Here is a 15,267-nt window from a genome sequence, read left to right on the forward strand (position 1 = left end):
GCGCGTCATGCGCTCTGGGGCAGGCGGCACGGGCTGTGGCTGCTGTCCATCAGCTGGGACCGGTGGGCGGCCGTCCTCGAGGAGGCGCAGGCACCCCAATCGCCGGCCGTGATGCCAACCTCCACCGTGCGGTGCCGCTGACGTTCGAGCAATTCCGCTACTCCTTCGCCGACGCGGTGAGCGAGGAGGAGGCGCGCGAGCTGTGCGACACCTTCGCGGTGCCGGCGCCGGGCGAGCCGCCGTTCCAGGCGGCGGCCAACATCCACCCGTGGACCGAGGTGAAGGTCGACACAAGTCGCCGACACGGCACTGACGTTCATCAAGCGTTTCGCCCGGTGGACACGCACCGCGGTCGGTCTGGCGCTCTGTGTGGGGCATCTCTCCCGCCCTCGCGAAACGCCAGGTCATCGGCGTGCCCACGACAGCCGCACGGCCCGGAAGATCGATTCCGGGTGGCCGCCGGAAGGGGGCGGACATAGCGTCGTACTAAAATTTCCGGCTTGTTACGGAGCTGGACCGGACAACCCCAGGCGCACTGCGGGCCCGCCGGCGCCCCGGAGGCTTCCGGGATCGAGACGCGAGGACCCGATGGCAGCCATGTACGAGAGCAGCGCTCTCGGTCTGCTCGACGAAGAGATCCGTGAGCGGTTCGGTGATACGGCACGTTTCTCCGGGGGCCCGGCGGCCTCTCCGCGTACGCTCGTCGACATCCTGGACGCGTCCGTACGCTCCTTTCCGGACGAACTCGCCCTGGACGACGGCACCACGCGGCTGACCTACCGGGCGCTGGCGGCCGAGGTGGCGCGGGTGCGGCGGCTGCTCGCCGGGGCCGGGGTCGGACTCGGTGACCGGGTGGGCGTGCGGGTGCCGTCCGGGACCAACGATCTGTACGTCGCCGTCCTGGCGGTGCTCGCGGCCGGTGCCGCCTATGTGCCGGTCGACGCGGAGGACCCGGACGAGCGGGCCGAGCTGGTCTTCGGCGAGGCGGACGTCCGGGCCGTCATCGGGGCCGGGCACGAGATCACCGCGTACAGCCGCTCGGAGGTCCCCGCCGGGCGGCCCGGCGTGGAGCACGACGCGTGGATCATCTTCACCTCCGGTTCGACCGGCCGGCCCAAGGGTGTCGCCGTCAGCCACGAGAGCGCCGCCGCGTTCGTGGACGCCGAGGCCGCGCTGTTCCTCACCGAGGAGCCGATCGGGCCCGGGGACCGTGTGATGGCGGGGCTCTCGGTCGCGTTCGACGCGTCCTGCGAGGAGATGTGGCTGGCCTGGCGGTACGGCGCCTGTCTGGTGCCGGTGCCCCGGTCGCAGGTGCGCAGCGGCGCCGATCTGGGGCCGTGGCTGGTCGAGCAGGAGATCACCGTGGTCTCCACGGTGCCCACCCTGGCCGCGCTCTGGGAGCCGGACACCCTCAACGAGGTCCGGCTGCTGATCTTCGGCGGTGAGGCCTGCCCGCCGGAGCTGGCGCAGCGGCTGGTGACCGAGGGCCGCGAGGTGTGGAACACCTACGGGCCGACCGAGGCGACCGTGGTGGCGTGCGCGTCGCTGATGTCGGGCGAGGAACCGATCCGGATCGGGCTGCCGCTGAACGGCTGGGAGCTGGCCGTCGTCGACGAGTCCGGGGAGCCGGTGCCGATGGGCGGCAGCGGCCAGCTGGTGATCGGCGGGGTCGGGCTCGCCCGGTACCTGGACGCCGGGAAGGACGCGGAGAAGTACGCGCCGCTGACGTCGCTGGGCTGGGACCGGGCGTACCGCAGCGGTGACCTGGTGAAGGCGGAGCCGGAGGGGCTGATCTTCCTCGGGCGGGCCGACGAGCAGATCAAGCTAGGCGGGCGGCGGATCGAGCTGGGCGAGGTCGACGCGGCGCTCCAGGCGCTGCCCGGGGTCGCCGGCGCCGCGGCCGCCGTGCGCACCGCCCGCAGCGGCAACCAGCTCCTCGTCGGGTACGTCGTCACCCAGGACGGCTGGGACCAGGCGGCCGCCGTCGAGAAGCTGCGCGCCGAACTGCCGGCCGCGCTGGTGCCGCTGCTGGCGCCGGTCGCGGACCTGCCGACCCGCACGAGCGGCAAGGTGGACCGCAACGCGCTGCCCTGGCCGCTGGAGGGCCTGGAGACGGGCCGCAAGGCGGAGCGGCTCTACGGCACCGAGGCGTGGCTCGCCGAGCAGTGGACGGAGGTCCTCGGCATCCCGGTGACCGATGCCCGGGACGACTTCTTCGCGATCGGCGGCGGCAGCCTGGCCGCCGCCCAGCTCACCACCCGGCTGCGCGAGCGCTACCCGAGCGCGGCCGTCCTCGACATCTACCAGCAGCCCACCCTGCGCAAGCTGGCCCGGCACCTGGAGGAGTCCGCGCAGGGCGACGGCTCCCGGCGGACCATCGCCCCGGTGCCCCGGCGCGCGCAGGCGGTCCAGCTCCTCGTGCTGCTGCCCCTGTTCACGCTGCTCGGGCTGCGCTGGATGGTGCCGCTGGCCGCGCTGGGCAACGTCCTGACCGGGTACGGCTGGCTGCCGACCGCGCCCTGGTGGCTGGTGGTGGCCGGAGCGCTGGTGTTCTTCAGCCCGCCGGGGCGGCTCGCCATCGCCGCGGGCGGGGCCCGGCTGCTGCTGCGGGGCGTGCGGCCCGGCCGGTACCGGCGCGGGGGCGGTGTGCACCTGCGGCTGTGGACCGCCGAGCGGCTCGCGGAGTTCAGCGGGGCGACCTCGCTGACCGGGGCCTGGCTGGAGCGGTACGCCCGTGCGCTGGGTGCCAAGGTCGGGCCGGACGTCGATCTGCACGCGCTGCCGCCGGTCACCGGCATGCTCAAGCTGGGCCGGGGCGCGGCCGTCGAGTCCGAGGTGGACCTGTCCGGGTACTGGCTGGACGGTGACCGGCTGGAGATCGGCGCCGTGAAGGTGGGCGCGCATGCCGTGGTCGGCACGCGCAGCCTGCTCTTCCCGGGCGCCCGGGTCGGCAAGCGGGCCGAGGTGGCGCCGGGTTCCGCGGTGACCGGAGGGATTCCGACCGGTCAGCGCTGGGCGGGGGCGCCCGCGGTGAAGCTGGGCAGGGCCAAGCGGAACTGGCCCAAGGACCGGCCGCGCCGCAGCGCGTTCTGGCGGGGCATGTACGGCGTGAGCGGGCTGGCGCTCAGTGCGCTGCCGGTGGTGTCGGGGGCCGCGGCGCTCGGGGTGGCCTATCCGCTCGTCGACGCCGACGCCCCCCTCACGGGTGCCGCGCTGGCGCTGGTGCCGGCCACGCTGGTCTTCGGGCTGACGTACGCGCTGCTGATCCTGATCGGTGTACGGCTGCTGAGTGTGGGGCTGAGCGAGGGCACGTACGCCACGCACAGCCGGGTCGGCTGGCAGGCCTGGACGGTCACGCAGCTCATGGACCGCTCCCGGGAGACGCTGTTCCCGCTGTACGCCGGGCTGGCCACGCCGGTGTGGCTGCGGCTGCTCGGCATGCGGATCGGCAAGGGTGCCGAGGTCTCCACGGTGCTGGCGCTGCCCGGCCTCACCACGGTCGGCGAGGGTGCCTTCCTGGCCGACGACACCCTGACGGCGCCGTACGAGCTCGGCGGCGGCTGGGTGCGGATCGGGCGCGCGGAGATCGGGCGGCGGGCGTTCCTCGGCAACTCGGGGATGACCGCGCCGGGGCGGAGCGTGCCGGACGACGGTCTGGTCGGGGTGCTGTCGGCGACGCCGAAGAAGGCCAAGAAGGGCACCTCCTACCTGGGTCTGCCGCCGGTGAAGCTGCCGCGCAGTGCGGGCGGCGGCGACCGGAGCCGGACGTACGATCCGCCGGCGCGGCTGCTGTGGGCGCGCGGTGCGGTGGAGCTGTGCCGGATCGTGCCGGTGTTCTGCTCGGCCGGGCTGGCCGTGCTGACGGTGGCGGCGCTGTGCGCGCTGGGCGGTTGGGCGTGGCCGCTGGGCGGCCTGGTGCTGCTCGCGGCGGGCGCGGCGGCGGGGCTGGTCTCGATCCTCGCCAAGTGGGCACTCGTCGGGCGGCACCATGGTGGGGAGCATCCGCTGTGGAGCGGGTTCGTGTGGCGCAACGAGCTGGCCGACACCTTCGTGGAGGTGCTGGCCGTGCCGTGGCTGGCCGGGTCCGTGCCGGGCACCGCGGTGCTGACGGCGTGGCTGCGCGGGATGGGGGCGCGGATCGGCAAGGGCGTGTGGGTGGAGAGCTACTGGCTGCCGGAGACGGATCTGGTGACCCTGGAGGACGCGGCGACGGTGAACCGGGGCTGTGTGCTGCAGACGCACCTCTTCCACGACCGGATCTTGCGGACGGATACTGTGGTCCTCCGTGAGGGCGCGACGCTGGGTCCTGGCGGAATCGTCCTGCCCGGCAGCACGATCGGGGCCCGCACCACGCTGGGTCCCGCGTCGCTGGTGATGGCCGCGGAGTCCGTTCCCGACGACACGCGCTGGCTGGGCAACCCGATCGAGTCGTGGCGGCGTTGACCGGCGCCGTGGCGCCGGGGGACGAGGAACGTCGTACGAGCGCAGCGCAGGGAGCAGACGCAGCAGTGGCAGTTCAGCAGTCCGTGGGTGCGGACCCGTACTTTCCCGACAACGGTGATTCCCGTTACCGGGTGCACCGGTACGAACTCGCGCTGGACTACCGCCCGGGCCCCAACCGGCTGTCGGGGACGGCCCGGATCAACGCCATCGCGGGCCGGTCGCCGCTCGCCGAGTTCCAGCTGAACCTGGCCGACTTCAGGATCGGCCGGGTCCGGCTGGACGGCCGTCAGGCGCAGTACACGCACCGCGGCGGGCGGCTGCGGGTGAAGCCGGCCAAGGCGCTCCGGCCCGGGGCCGCGTTCACCGTCGAGGTGCACTGGTCGGGCAACCCCAAGCCGGTCGCCAGTCCTTGGGGCGGGCTCGGCTGGGAGGAGCTGGAGGACGGGGCGCTGGTGGCGAGCCAGCCGGTCGGGGCGCCGTCCTGGTACCCGTGCAACGACCGCCCGGCGGACAAGGCGTCGTACCAGATGTCCGTCACGACGCCCTCGGCGTACGCGGTGGTCGCGGGCGGCCGGCTGCTCACCCGGACGACCAAGGCGTCGACGACGACCTGGGTGTACGAGCAGTCCGCGCCGACGTCCAGCTATCTGGTCGGGCTGTCGATCGGCAAGTACCAGACGGTGCTGCTGGGCGACCCGGGCCCCGGCGGGGTGCCGCAGCACGGGCACATCCCGGCGCAGCTGCTCCCCCGGTTCTCCCGGGACTTCGCGCGCCAGCCGCAGATGATGGAGCTGTTCCAGGAGCTGTTCGGGCCCTACCCGTTCGACGAGTACGCGGTCGTGGTGACCGAGGAGGAGCTCGATGTGCCCGTCGAGGCACAGGGGTTGTCGCTGTTCGGCGCCAACCACGTGGACGGGGCGCGGGGTTGGGAGCGGCTGGTCGCGCACGAGCTGGCCCACCAGTGGTTCGGCAACAGCGTCTCGATCGCCGACTGGCGGCACATCTGGCTGAACGAGGGGCTGGCGAAGTACGCCGAGTGGCTGTGGTCGGAGCGGTCGGGCGGGCGTACGGCGCAGCAGCTCGCCGCCGTGGCGCACCGGTCGCTGGCCGCGCAGGCGCAGGATCTGAAGCTGGCCGATCCGGGCCGCAAGCTGATGTTCGACGACCGTCTCTACCAGCGCGGCGGGCTGACCGTGCACGCCCTGCGCTGCGCGATGGGCGACGACGCCTTCTTCCGCATGCTGCGCGGCTGGACGGGGCTGCACCGGGGCGGGGCGGTGAGCACGACGACGTTCACCGCGCACGTGGCCCGGTTCGCGAGCGAGCCCCTGGAGGAACTGCTGGAGGCATGGCTGTACGGCACGGCGCTGCCGCCGTTGCCGGCGCCGGTGACGTCGTTGCCGGTGAAGCCGCCGTATCCGCCGAGCACGGGAGCCTCCGCATGAGCCGGTGTCCTTGCGGTGGGGCCGAGCCGTACGGGGCGTGCTGCGGCCGCTTCCACTCGGGTGCCGCCGCGGCCCCGACCGCCGAGGCGCTGATGCGGTCGCGGTACAGCGCCTTCGTGAAGGGGAACGTGCGGTATCTGCTGCGGACGTGGCATCCGCGGACCAGGCCCGCGCGGCTCGACCTGGACCCGTCGATGCGGTGGACCGGTCTGGAGATCCTGGCGGCCACCGAGGGCTCGGCGTTCCACTCCACCGGCACCGTGACGTTCCGGGCGTCCTTCCGGGGCGGTTCGCTGCACGAGCGGAGCCGGTTCGAGCGGGTGGACGGGGCGTGGGTGTACGTGGACGGGGAGTTCCTGGACCAGTAGGCGGGGACCGGTAGGCCGGGCTACGGGCCGGGGGCCAGGATGTCCAGTTCCTGGAGGGCGCCGACCGTGATCTCGCGGACCAGGTGTTCGGCGCGGGCCGCGTCGCGGGCGCGGACCGCCTCCGCCACCTGGACGTGCAGGGTGACGGCGGCGGGGTCGGGGTCCTCGAACATCACCTCGTGATGGGTGCGGCCGGCGAGGACCTCGGCGACCACGTCTCCGAGGCGGGCGAACATCTCGTTGCCGGAGGCGGTGAGGATGACCCGGTGGAAGGCGATGTCGTGGAAGAGGTAGCCCTCCAGCTGGTGGCCGCGGGAGTTGGCGACCATGCCGAGGGCGCACTCGGTGAGTTCGGCGCACTGTTCGGCGGTGGCGTTCCGGGCGGCGAGGCCCGCGGCGGCCGGCTCGATCGCGGAGCGCAGCACGGTGAGCGAGCGCAGCTGGTGGGGACGGTCGGCGCCGGCCAGCCGCCAGCGGATGACCTGGGGGTCGTAGACGTTCCACTCGCACTTCGGGCGGACGGTCACGCCCACCCGGCGGCGGGACTCCACCAGGTGCATGGACTCCAGGACGCGGACCGCCTCGCGCATCACCGAGCGTGAGACGTCGAATTGCTGGGCAAGTTCGTCGGTGCGCAGGACGCTGCCCGGGGGGTACTCACCCGCGGTGATCGCGGGGCCGAGGGATTCGAGTACCTGTCCGTGCAGCCCCCGGCCGGTTGTGCTCATGCACACAGCGTACGGGGGAGCTCACAGGAACAAAAAGTCAGACTTATTTGTCACAGGCTCTTGAATTCGTCGTACCTAATGGGTTTCAGTGTGGCCGACGTCAGATGGCGACGTCGTATGTCGAGGAAGACAGCGAGGCAGTGATGCGTACCCCCTACGTCGTCGTGGTGATGGGCGTCGCCGGAACGGGCAAGACCACGATCGGTCCGCTGATAGCCGCCCGGCTCGGCGTCCCCTACGCCGAGGGTGACGACTTCCACCCGCAGGCCAACATCGCCAAGATGTCGGCCGGCACCCCGCTCGACGACGCGGACAGGTGGCCCTGGCTCGATGCCATCGGCGCCTGGGCGCACAAGCGGACGGGGCTCGGCGGCGTGGTCAGCAGCTCCGCGCTGAAGCGGTCCTACCGCGACCGGCTCCGGGCCGCCGCTCCCGGGGTGGTGTTCGTCCACCTCGCCGGCAGCCGCGAGCTGATCGAGGACCGGATGCGGCAGCGCAAGGGCCACTTCATGCCCACGGCCCTGCTGGACTCGCAGTTCGCCACCCTCCAGCCGCTCCAGGCGGACGAGGCGGGCGTCGTGGTGGAGGTCTCGGGCACGCCCGAGGAGATCACCGCGCGTGCCGTGGCCGCGCTGGACGCCCTCGGCACTCCGCCGGACCCGGCGTCGTAACCCCCCACGCTCCCCTCTCCCCACCCCCATAACCGCAAGGGAATCCCCCCGTGACCAGACTCAACGCCGAGCTGCTGGCAGCGGACACCGTCGAGCCCATCACCTCGGCCGGTCATGCCCAGCTGGGCATCGCCGTGCTGGCGGGCATCGCCGTCATCGTCCTGCTCATCACCAAGTTCAAGCTGCACGCCTTCCTGTCGCTGACCATCGGGTCGCTGGCGCTGGGCGCGTTCGCCGGAGCGCCGCTGGACAAGGTGATCACCAGCTTCACCACCGGGCTCGGCACCACCGTCGCCGGCGTGGGCGTGCTGATCGCCCTCGGCGCGATCCTCGGCAAGATGCTCGCCGACTCCGGCGGCGCCGACGAGATCGTCGACACGATCCTCGCCAGGGCGAGCGGCCGGTCCATGCCCTGGGCGATGGTGCTGATCGCCTCGGTGATCGGTCTGCCGCTGTTCTTCGAGGTCGGCGTGGTGCTGCTGATCCCGGTCGTGCTGATGGTCGCCAAGCGCGGCAACTACTCCCTGATGCGCATCGGCATCCCCGCGCTCGCCGGTCTGTCCGTGATGCACGGCCTGGTCCCGCCGCACCCCGGCCCGCTGGTCGCGATCGACGCGGTGCAGGCCAACCTGGGCGTGACGCTGGCCCTCGGGGTCCTGGTCGCCATCCCGACGGTGATCATCGCCGGTCCGCTGTTCTCCCGGTACGCCGCCCGCTGGGTGGACGTCCCGGCCCCCGACCGGATGATCCCGCAGCGCGCCTCGGAGGAGCTGGAGAAGCGCCCCGGCTTCGGCGCCACCCTCGCCACGATCCTGCTGCCGGTCGTGCTGATGCTGTCCAAGGCGCTCGTCGACATCATCATCGACGACCCCGAGAACACCACCCAGCGCGTCTTCGACGTCATCGGCTCCCCGCTGATCGCCCTGCTCGCGTCCGTCCTGATGGGCATCTTCACGCTGCTGCGCCCGGCCGGGTTCGGCAAGGACCGGGTCTCCGGCCTGGTCGAGAAGGGCCTCGCGCCCATCGCCGGCATCCTGCTGATCGTCGGCGCGGGCGGCGGCTTCAAGCAGACGCTGATCGACTCCGGGGTCGGACAGATGATCCTGGAGATATCCGAGGACTGGTCCATCCCGGCGCTGCTGCTGGCCTGGCTGATCGCGGTGGCGATCCGGCTGGCGACCGGTTCGGCGACGGTCGCCACGGTCTCGGCGGCGGGCCTGGTCGCGCCGCTCGCGGCGGGCATGTCCACCGGTGAGACGGCCCTGCTGGTCCTCGCCATCGGCGCCGGCTCGCTCTTCTTCAGCCATGTCAACGACGCCGGTTTCTGGCTGGTGAAGGAGTACTTCGGGCTGAGCGTCGGCCAGACCATCAAGACCTGGTCGGTGATGGAGACGATCATCTCGGTGGTCGCGGGCGGCATCGTGCTGCTGCTGTCGCTGTTGATGTAGCGGCGTTGATGCAGCGGCCTTACGGCACCGCTGGGCCCGCCCCGTCCTCGGTATCGAGGAGGGGGCGGGCCCTGCTGGTCACGGCCGCCACAACGGGTGCTCCCGCTGTGCCCACTCCCGGCTCACCGAGCCGGTGCGCATGCCGCGGCGGGCCTCCGGGTCGGCCAGGGCCATGCCGATGTGGCCCCCGAGGACGATGCCGAGGGTCAGGGCCAGCCAGTCGTGGACGAAGGTGGCACCGGTACGCCAGGTCAGGGGCGTGAGGTGGGTGAACCACATCATCAGGCCGGTGCCGAGCATGACCAGCGTGGCGCCCGCGATCCAGGAGGCGTAGAGCTTCTGGCCCGCGTTGAACTTGGCGGCGGGCCGGGCTCCGGGGGTCCGGTCGCGGCGCAGGGCGGCGCGCAGCCAGCGGCGGTCATGGGGGCCGAAGCGGTTCAGCCGGCCCAGGTCGGCCCGCAGGGCGCGGGAGACCAGGCCCGCCAGGAGCGGGACCGGCAGGGCGAGGCCAGCCCACTCGTGGACGCGGACCACCAAGGCGCGTCGGCCGACCAGCTCCGCGAGCTGGGGGACGTAGAGGCAGGCCGCCGTGGCCACGCAGAGGCCCATCAGGAGTGCGGTGGTGCGGTGGACCCACCGCGTCGCCCGGCCGAAGCGGCGGAGCGTCGGGGCGGGCGGGGGCTCAGTCCGTGGGCTCATCGTCGCGTCCGTTCGAGCGGCCCACCCAGGCGTCGACGTCGTAGCCGCGCTCCTCCCAGTAGCCCGGGCGCACGTCCTCGGTGACGGTGATGCCGGAGAGCCACTTGGCGGACTTGTAGAAGTACATGGGGGCCACATAGAGGCGGGCCGGGCCGCCGTGGCTGTGGCCGAGGTCCTTGTCCCGCATGCGAAGGGCGACCAGGACGTCGGAGCGGCGGGCCTGGTCGAGGGTGAGGCTCTCGGTGTAGACGCCGTCGAAGCAGGTGAAGCGCACCGCCCCGGCCGAGGGGCGCACCCCCGCCGCGTCCAGGAGCCGGGACAGCCGTACGCCCTCGAAGGGGGTGTCGGGGACGCGCCAGCCGGTGACGCACTGGACGTCGCGGACCAGGCGGGTCTGCGGCAGCGCGCGCAGCTCGGCGAGGGTGTAGGACCTCGGGCGGTCCACCAGTCCGTCGACGGTGAGGCGGTAGTTCCCGGCGTTCTTGCGCGGCACGGAGGAGGCGACCGAGTAGTAGCGGAAGCCGCCGCCGTTGGGGAGCAGCCCGGTCAGTCCGGTCGGGTCCCGTTCGGCGGCACCGGCGAGGAAGGACTCCAGGCCGCGCTGGAGGACGGGCGCGGCAGCCACGCCGAGGGCGCCCAGGCCCAGGGTGCCGAGGAGGACGCGGCGACCGATCGGCGTGCCGCGCTCCTCGGGCCCTGCGGGGTCGTCGGGGTTCACCTGTTCATTCGAGCACCCGTGGCCCGGGGTGGGCCAGAGGCCGCAAGTGCCCGTCAGGGTTCCGTAATCTCAGTTCGTCGTCTCCGACGCCTTCTCCAGCTGGAACGCCTCGTTGCCCTGGCCGATGCGGGCGTGCGCCTCGGGGTCGCGGGCGCGCAGGACGAGGCCCTGGGCCAGGCCGACGACCAGGGCGAGGGCGATGATGCCCGGCAGGATCCAGTGCAGGGACGAGCCGGGTCCCGAGCCGACGAGGACGTCGAAGTCCTTGACGGTGTAGACGACGATGAAGCACAGCGCGACCGTGGCGAGCCCGGCGGCGGTCAGCCGCCAGAACTGGCTGCCCGCGGCCCCGCGGCGGACGAAGAAGGCCACGACGGACACCGAGGCGATGGCCATCAGGAGCGTGACGCCGAGCGCGCCGACGTTGCCCATCCAGGTGAACAGGTGCAGCACCGGCGCGGTCGGGTCACCGGTCGGCTTGTCGTCGGCGAGCGCGAAGGCGCTCACCACCACCAGGGCGATCACCGTCTGGAGCAGGGAGCCGGTGCCGGGGGCGCCGCTCGCGCTGTTGGTGCGGCCGAAGACGGCGGGCAGCAGACCCTCGCGGCCCATGGCGAAGGCGTAGCGGGCGACGACGTTGTGGAAGCTGACCATCGCGGCGAACATGCCGGTCACGAACAGGATGTGCAGCACGTCGGTGAAGGTCTCCCCGAGCAGGCCCTCGGTGAGGAAGAACAGCATTCCGGCGCTCTGCTCCTGGGCGGTGCCGACCACCGCGTCGGGGCCGGTGGCCACCGTGATCGCCCAGCAGCTGATCGTGTAGAAGACGGCGATGCCGCCGATGGCCAGGAACATCACGCGCGGCACGAGGACGTGCGGGCGGCTGGTCTCCTCGGCGTAGACGGGGGCCTGCTCGAAGCCGAGGAAGGCGGCGACGCAGAAGCAGAGCGCGGTGCCGATGCCGGCGCCGCTGAGCGTGTCCGGGTCGAAGGCGGCCAGGGACAGGCCCTCGGGGCCGGGGTCGCCGAGGGCGGCGATGTCGAAGATCACGACGAGCGCCACCTCGATGAGGAGCAGCACACCGAGCACGCGCGCGTTGAGGTCGATCTTCAGCAGGCCGAGCGCGCCGACGAGGAGCACGGCCAGGAGGGCCGGTATCCACCAGGCGAGCTCGATCTCCAGGTAGGTGGCGAAGAGGCTGGAGACCTCGAACCCGAAGATGCCGTAGATGCCGACCTGGAGGGCGTTGTAGGCGACCAGCGCGACCAGGGCCGCGCCGGATCCGGCGGTGCCGCCGAGGCCCCGGGAGATGTAGGCGTAGAAGGCGCCGGCGTTGTGCACGTGCCGACTCATCTCGGCGTACCCGACGCTGAAGAGGGCGAGCACCACGCCGAGCATCACGAAGAGCAGCGGCTGCCCGGTGATGCCCATGACCCCGAAAGTCGTGGGCATGACACCAGCGACCACCATGAGCGGTGCGGTCGCGGCGAGCACGGACAGCAGCAGACCGAGGGTGCCGAGCCGGTCGGCGCGCAGGGCCCGGTCCTGGCCCTTGAACGTGCTGATGCCGCCGTCGGCGGGAGGACTGCTCGTTCTCGAACTGCCCGTGGTCATCGGGGGTGATCCTTTCGGGAGTGGCGGGGGTGAGGAGGGTGGCGGTGCGGGGCGTGCGGGTGGTTCACATCGTGCCGAGCGCGCTGTCTCGGGCGGCACGGAAGGCGGGGTAGGGGTCGCGGTCCGGGTACGACCAGGGCGCCGGGGTGACGTGATCGCCGATGCGGTGGAACAGGGCGGCGGCCTCGGCGCCCCGGCCCTCGCAGTACTTGGCGTGGGCGAGGAAGTTCAGGTCGACCAGGCGGCGCGGATGGCCCTCGTGCTCCCACTCCAGCCACCAGTCGAAGGCGGCCTTCATCACCTGGCGGGCCCGGCGGCCGACCCAGTGCCCCGAGGCGGCCGGGTCGGCGGGCTCGTGCCCGGCGGCGGCCAGCACCCGGTAGCGCTCGGCGTGCGCGATGACGGGCAGGATCGCGAGCGGGGAGTCGGCGGGTGCGCGGTCGGCGGCGCCGTTGGCGAAGTCGTAGACCTCGTGCAGCGGGTCCGGGCCCAGGGCCGGGTGGCGCTCGGCGAGCCGGGCGACCATCAGGTGGTGGGCGTGGTGGTGGTCGGGGTGCCGGGCGCGGACCTCCTCGAAGAGCTTCAGCGCCTCCTCCTCGGTGCCGGTGCCCCGGGTGAGCATGAGCAGGCCGAGCCAGGGGGTGGGGTCCGCCGGGGCGTGCGCGGCCGCGGTGTGGCAGGCCTCGCGGGCGCGGTCCGGCTTCTCCCTGCCGCGCAGGGCGCGCTGGACCTGGGCGAGGGCGAGCAGGACGCGGGCGTCGGCGGACTCGGGTTCGGCGAGCAGCCACTCGCGGGCCCAAGGGGCGCTGTAGGTCTCCTGGGCGAGGACGGTGACGCGGTGGCCCCGGCTGTCCCAGTCGTCGGCGGTGTGCGCGAGCAGGGAGCGGGCGCTCTGCCACCGGCCCTGCGCCAGTGCCGCCCGCGCGGCGCTGAGGTCAAGGTCGTCGAGGGCGCCGTCCGGCGTCTGGGCCGCGCGTTTGCGGCCGCGGCCCAGGGGTAGGGGTGGAGACACCGCGGGAACATCCTCACGCGACGCGGGTCGACGTCTGGTTTCGGTTTGCCATGGTTTCGGTTCGCCATCAAGCGATCACACACAGCCAACCCCCCGCCAATGCTTCGCGTCAAGGGCCGCCGACGCGTTACACGCGTCAACTCCTGTGACGGATGAGGCAGTTGTGGCGTGTTGCGGGGCTTGTGATCGTCCGGATCGTGGGATTGGACCGTACCTGTGGCGTAGGCCATGGTGTTTCCGGCGCCGGGCGCGGACCATGACGGGAAGTCCATCGCTCCCAGGGGCGCACCGGCTCCCGGGAAAGACACGGTCGGCCATCGCGCGGTACGCCTCCCGAGCCCCGGCCGAACGATCGAGGAACGTCGCGTGTCGCTTCAGGTTCTGATTCTCGCCGTGAGCGCCGCCTGCTGCCTGGGCTTCGGCTTCGTCCTCCAGCAGGACGCCGCCCAGAAGGCCCCGCTCAGCGACTTCCTCTCCCCGCGCCTCCTGCTGGACCTGGTGAAGGTGCCGCGCTGGCTCGGCGGCATCGCCCTGATGGTGGCCGGCATGGCGCTCGGCGCGGTCGCGCTCGGCCAGGGCCGGCTGTCCCTGGTGGAGCCCCTGCTCGCGACCAACCTGCTCTTCGCGATGGCCCTGTCCCGGTACCGGACAAAGCAGTCCCTGGGACGGCAGGGCTGGCTGGGTCTGCTGCTGCTCGCGGGGGGCGTGGCGACGTTCATCGTGGCCGGCGAGCCGACCGGCGGCGCCGCGCCGACGGACCCGTTCCGGCAGTGGCTGATCATCGGCGTGATGACCGGCACGGCGCTGCTGCTCACCGCGTACGCCAGGCGCTCGCGCCTCGGCTCCGGGCCGGCCCTGCTCGCCACGGCGGCCGGTCTGCTCTACGGCGTCCAGGACGCCCTCACCCGGGTGACCGGCCAGCGCTTCGGCGAGGGCGGTCTCGTCGCGGTGCTGACCGGCTGGCAGCCGTACGCCGTGCTGGTGCTCGGAATCACCGGTCTGGTGCTGGTGCAGAGCGCCTTCGAGACCGCGTCGCTGCGTGTGTCGCTGCCCGCCCTGACCGCCGCCCAGCCGCTGGCCGGCATCGCCTGCGGGGTCGGTTTCCTCGGCGACCGGCTGCGCACCGACGCGGGCGCCCTGGCCTGGGAGTCGGCGGGGCTCGCCGCGGTCGTCGTGGGCATCGTCCTGCTCGGCCTGCACCCGGCGATGCCGTCCGGCCAGGCGGTCCGGGAACGGGCACGGGCCCTCCAGCCGAGCGCCTGACGTGACGGGCCCTGCTCGGGTGGGCCCCATGAGTTCGGGTGGGCCTGTGCGCTCGGACGGCCCTGAGCGGGGAGGGGCCCATGAGCGGGGAGGGGCCCGTCAGCTTGGACGGCCCCATGACCGGGCAAGGGCCCATCAGCTAGGACGGCCCCATAGCCGGGGAAGGGCCCATAGCCGGGGAAGGGCCCATAGCCGGGGAAGGGCCCATCAGCTAGGACGGCCCCATGACCTGGGAGGGCCCCATCAGCTTGGGCGGCCCCATGCGCGGGGAGGGCCCCATGCGCGGGCAGGGCCCCATCGGCTACGACGGCCCCATGCGCTTGGATGGCCCCATGAGCGCAGCTGACGAGATCCTCGACGTCGTCGACGAGAACGACCAGGTCATCGGCGTGGCCCCGCGCGGCCGGGTGTACGCCGAGGGTCTGCGGCACCGGTGCGTGTTCATCCAGGCCAGGGACGCCGACGGCCGCCTCTTCGTGCACCGCCGCACCCCGACCAAGCTGGTCTTCCCCTCCTTGTACGACATGTTCGTCGGCGGTGTCGTCGGCGCGGGCGAGTCCTACGCGCAGGCGGCCCTGCGGGAGGCCGAGGAGGAGCTGGGGGTGTCCGGGCTGCCGGAGCCGCGGTTCCTCTTCAAGTTCCTCTACGAGGACGACGCCGGGCACGGCTGGTGGTCGGCCGTGTACGAGGTGCGCTGCGAGCTGCCGGTGAACCCCCAGGTGGAGGAGGTGGCGTGGCACGCCTTCCTGCCGGAGCCGGAGGTGGTGGCGCACCTCGACGACTGGGAGTGGGTGCCGGACGGGCTCGCCGCGTACCAGCGGCTGCGGGCGCACCGGGCGGCGGAGGGCTCCCGGTAGG

The 15,267-nt window shown here is 72.8% G+C and carries 12 protein-coding genes; 7 read left to right on the top strand and 5 right to left on the bottom strand.

The genetic code is table 11. The annotated features are described in order from the left end of the window. Positions 1-588: 588 nt before the first annotated feature. From ACWD11_RS13435 to ACWD11_RS13445, 3 genes are all read left to right on the top strand, one after another. Positions 589-4,443: a Pls/PosA family non-ribosomal peptide synthetase gene (locus tag ACWD11_RS13435; protein WP_451282980.1), complete on the top strand. Its 3,855-nt coding sequence runs from the start codon at positions 589-591 to the stop codon at positions 4,441-4,443. A 65-nt stretch (positions 4,444-4,508) separates the two neighbouring features. Continuing rightward, positions 4,509-5,888 (top strand): M1 family metallopeptidase, encoded by a 1,380-nt coding sequence (locus tag ACWD11_RS13440; protein WP_451282982.1) that lies wholly within the window; start codon positions 4,509-4,511, stop codon positions 5,886-5,888. Further along, entirely contained in the window at positions 5,885-6,256 is a 372-nt protein-coding gene (locus ACWD11_RS13445) for a YchJ family protein (protein WP_389419400.1), read from the top strand. Before ACWD11_RS13440 ends, ACWD11_RS13445 begins: the two co-directional genes overlap by 4 nt. A gap of 20 nt (positions 6,257-6,276) precedes the next feature. Here ACWD11_RS13445 and ACWD11_RS13450 read toward each other — a convergent pair whose 3' ends face one another. Further along, positions 6,277-6,984: a FadR/GntR family transcriptional regulator gene (locus tag ACWD11_RS13450; RefSeq protein WP_389419401.1), complete on the bottom strand. Its 708-nt coding sequence runs from the start codon at positions 6,982-6,984 to the stop codon at positions 6,277-6,279. 143 nt (positions 6,985-7,127) lie between these two features. Here ACWD11_RS13450 and ACWD11_RS13455 point away from each other — a divergent pair, with 143 nt between their 5' ends. Both ACWD11_RS13455 and ACWD11_RS13460 read left to right on the top strand, forming a co-directional pair. Further along, entirely contained in the window at positions 7,128-7,655 is a 528-nt protein-coding gene (locus tag ACWD11_RS13455; protein ID WP_389419530.1) for a gluconokinase, read from the top strand. A 50-nt stretch (positions 7,656-7,705) separates the two neighbouring features. Then, entirely contained in the window at positions 7,706-9,103 is a 1,398-nt protein-coding gene (locus tag ACWD11_RS13460) for a GntP family permease (protein WP_451282984.1), read from the top strand. Between the two features lie 78 nt (positions 9,104-9,181). Here the strand turns inward: ACWD11_RS13460 and ACWD11_RS13465 are convergent, their stop codons facing one another. The 4 genes from ACWD11_RS13465 to ACWD11_RS13480 all read right to left on the bottom strand — a co-directional run bounded on the left by ACWD11_RS13465 (position 9,182) and on the right by ACWD11_RS13480 (position 13,146). After that, positions 9,182-9,802 (bottom strand): cytochrome b/b6 domain-containing protein, encoded by a 621-nt coding sequence (locus tag ACWD11_RS13465; RefSeq protein ID WP_451282986.1) that lies wholly within the window; start codon positions 9,800-9,802, stop codon positions 9,182-9,184. After that, on the bottom strand, positions 9,786-10,520 hold the full coding sequence (locus ACWD11_RS13470; RefSeq protein ID WP_389419404.1) for a molybdopterin-dependent oxidoreductase: 735 nt from the start codon (positions 10,518-10,520) through the stop codon (positions 9,786-9,788). Before ACWD11_RS13470 ends, ACWD11_RS13465 begins: the two co-directional genes overlap by 17 nt. A gap of 69 nt (positions 10,521-10,589) precedes the next feature. After that, positions 10,590-12,134, bottom strand: coding sequence for an APC family permease (locus ACWD11_RS13475; RefSeq protein WP_451282988.1), 1,545 nt, complete (start codon positions 12,132-12,134; stop codon positions 10,590-10,592). 64 nt (positions 12,135-12,198) lie between these two features. Next, positions 12,199-13,146 (bottom strand): hypothetical protein, encoded by a 948-nt coding sequence (locus ACWD11_RS13480; RefSeq protein ID WP_451282990.1) that lies wholly within the window; start codon positions 13,144-13,146, stop codon positions 12,199-12,201. Positions 13,147-13,512: 366 nt separating this feature from the next. Here ACWD11_RS13480 and ACWD11_RS13485 point away from each other — a divergent pair, with 366 nt between their 5' ends. Both ACWD11_RS13485 and ACWD11_RS13490 read left to right on the top strand, forming a co-directional pair. Further along, on the top strand, positions 13,513-14,409 hold the full coding sequence (locus ACWD11_RS13485; RefSeq protein ID WP_389419407.1) for a DMT family transporter: 897 nt from the start codon (positions 13,513-13,515) through the stop codon (positions 14,407-14,409). A gap of 332 nt (positions 14,410-14,741) precedes the next feature. Then, complete coding sequence (locus tag ACWD11_RS13490; protein WP_451282992.1) at positions 14,742-15,266, top strand: NUDIX hydrolase; 525 nt, start codon at positions 14,742-14,744, stop codon at positions 15,264-15,266. Position 15,267 lies beyond the last annotated feature (1 nt).

It is taken from the genome of Streptomyces sp. NPDC002776, assembly GCF_053592195.1.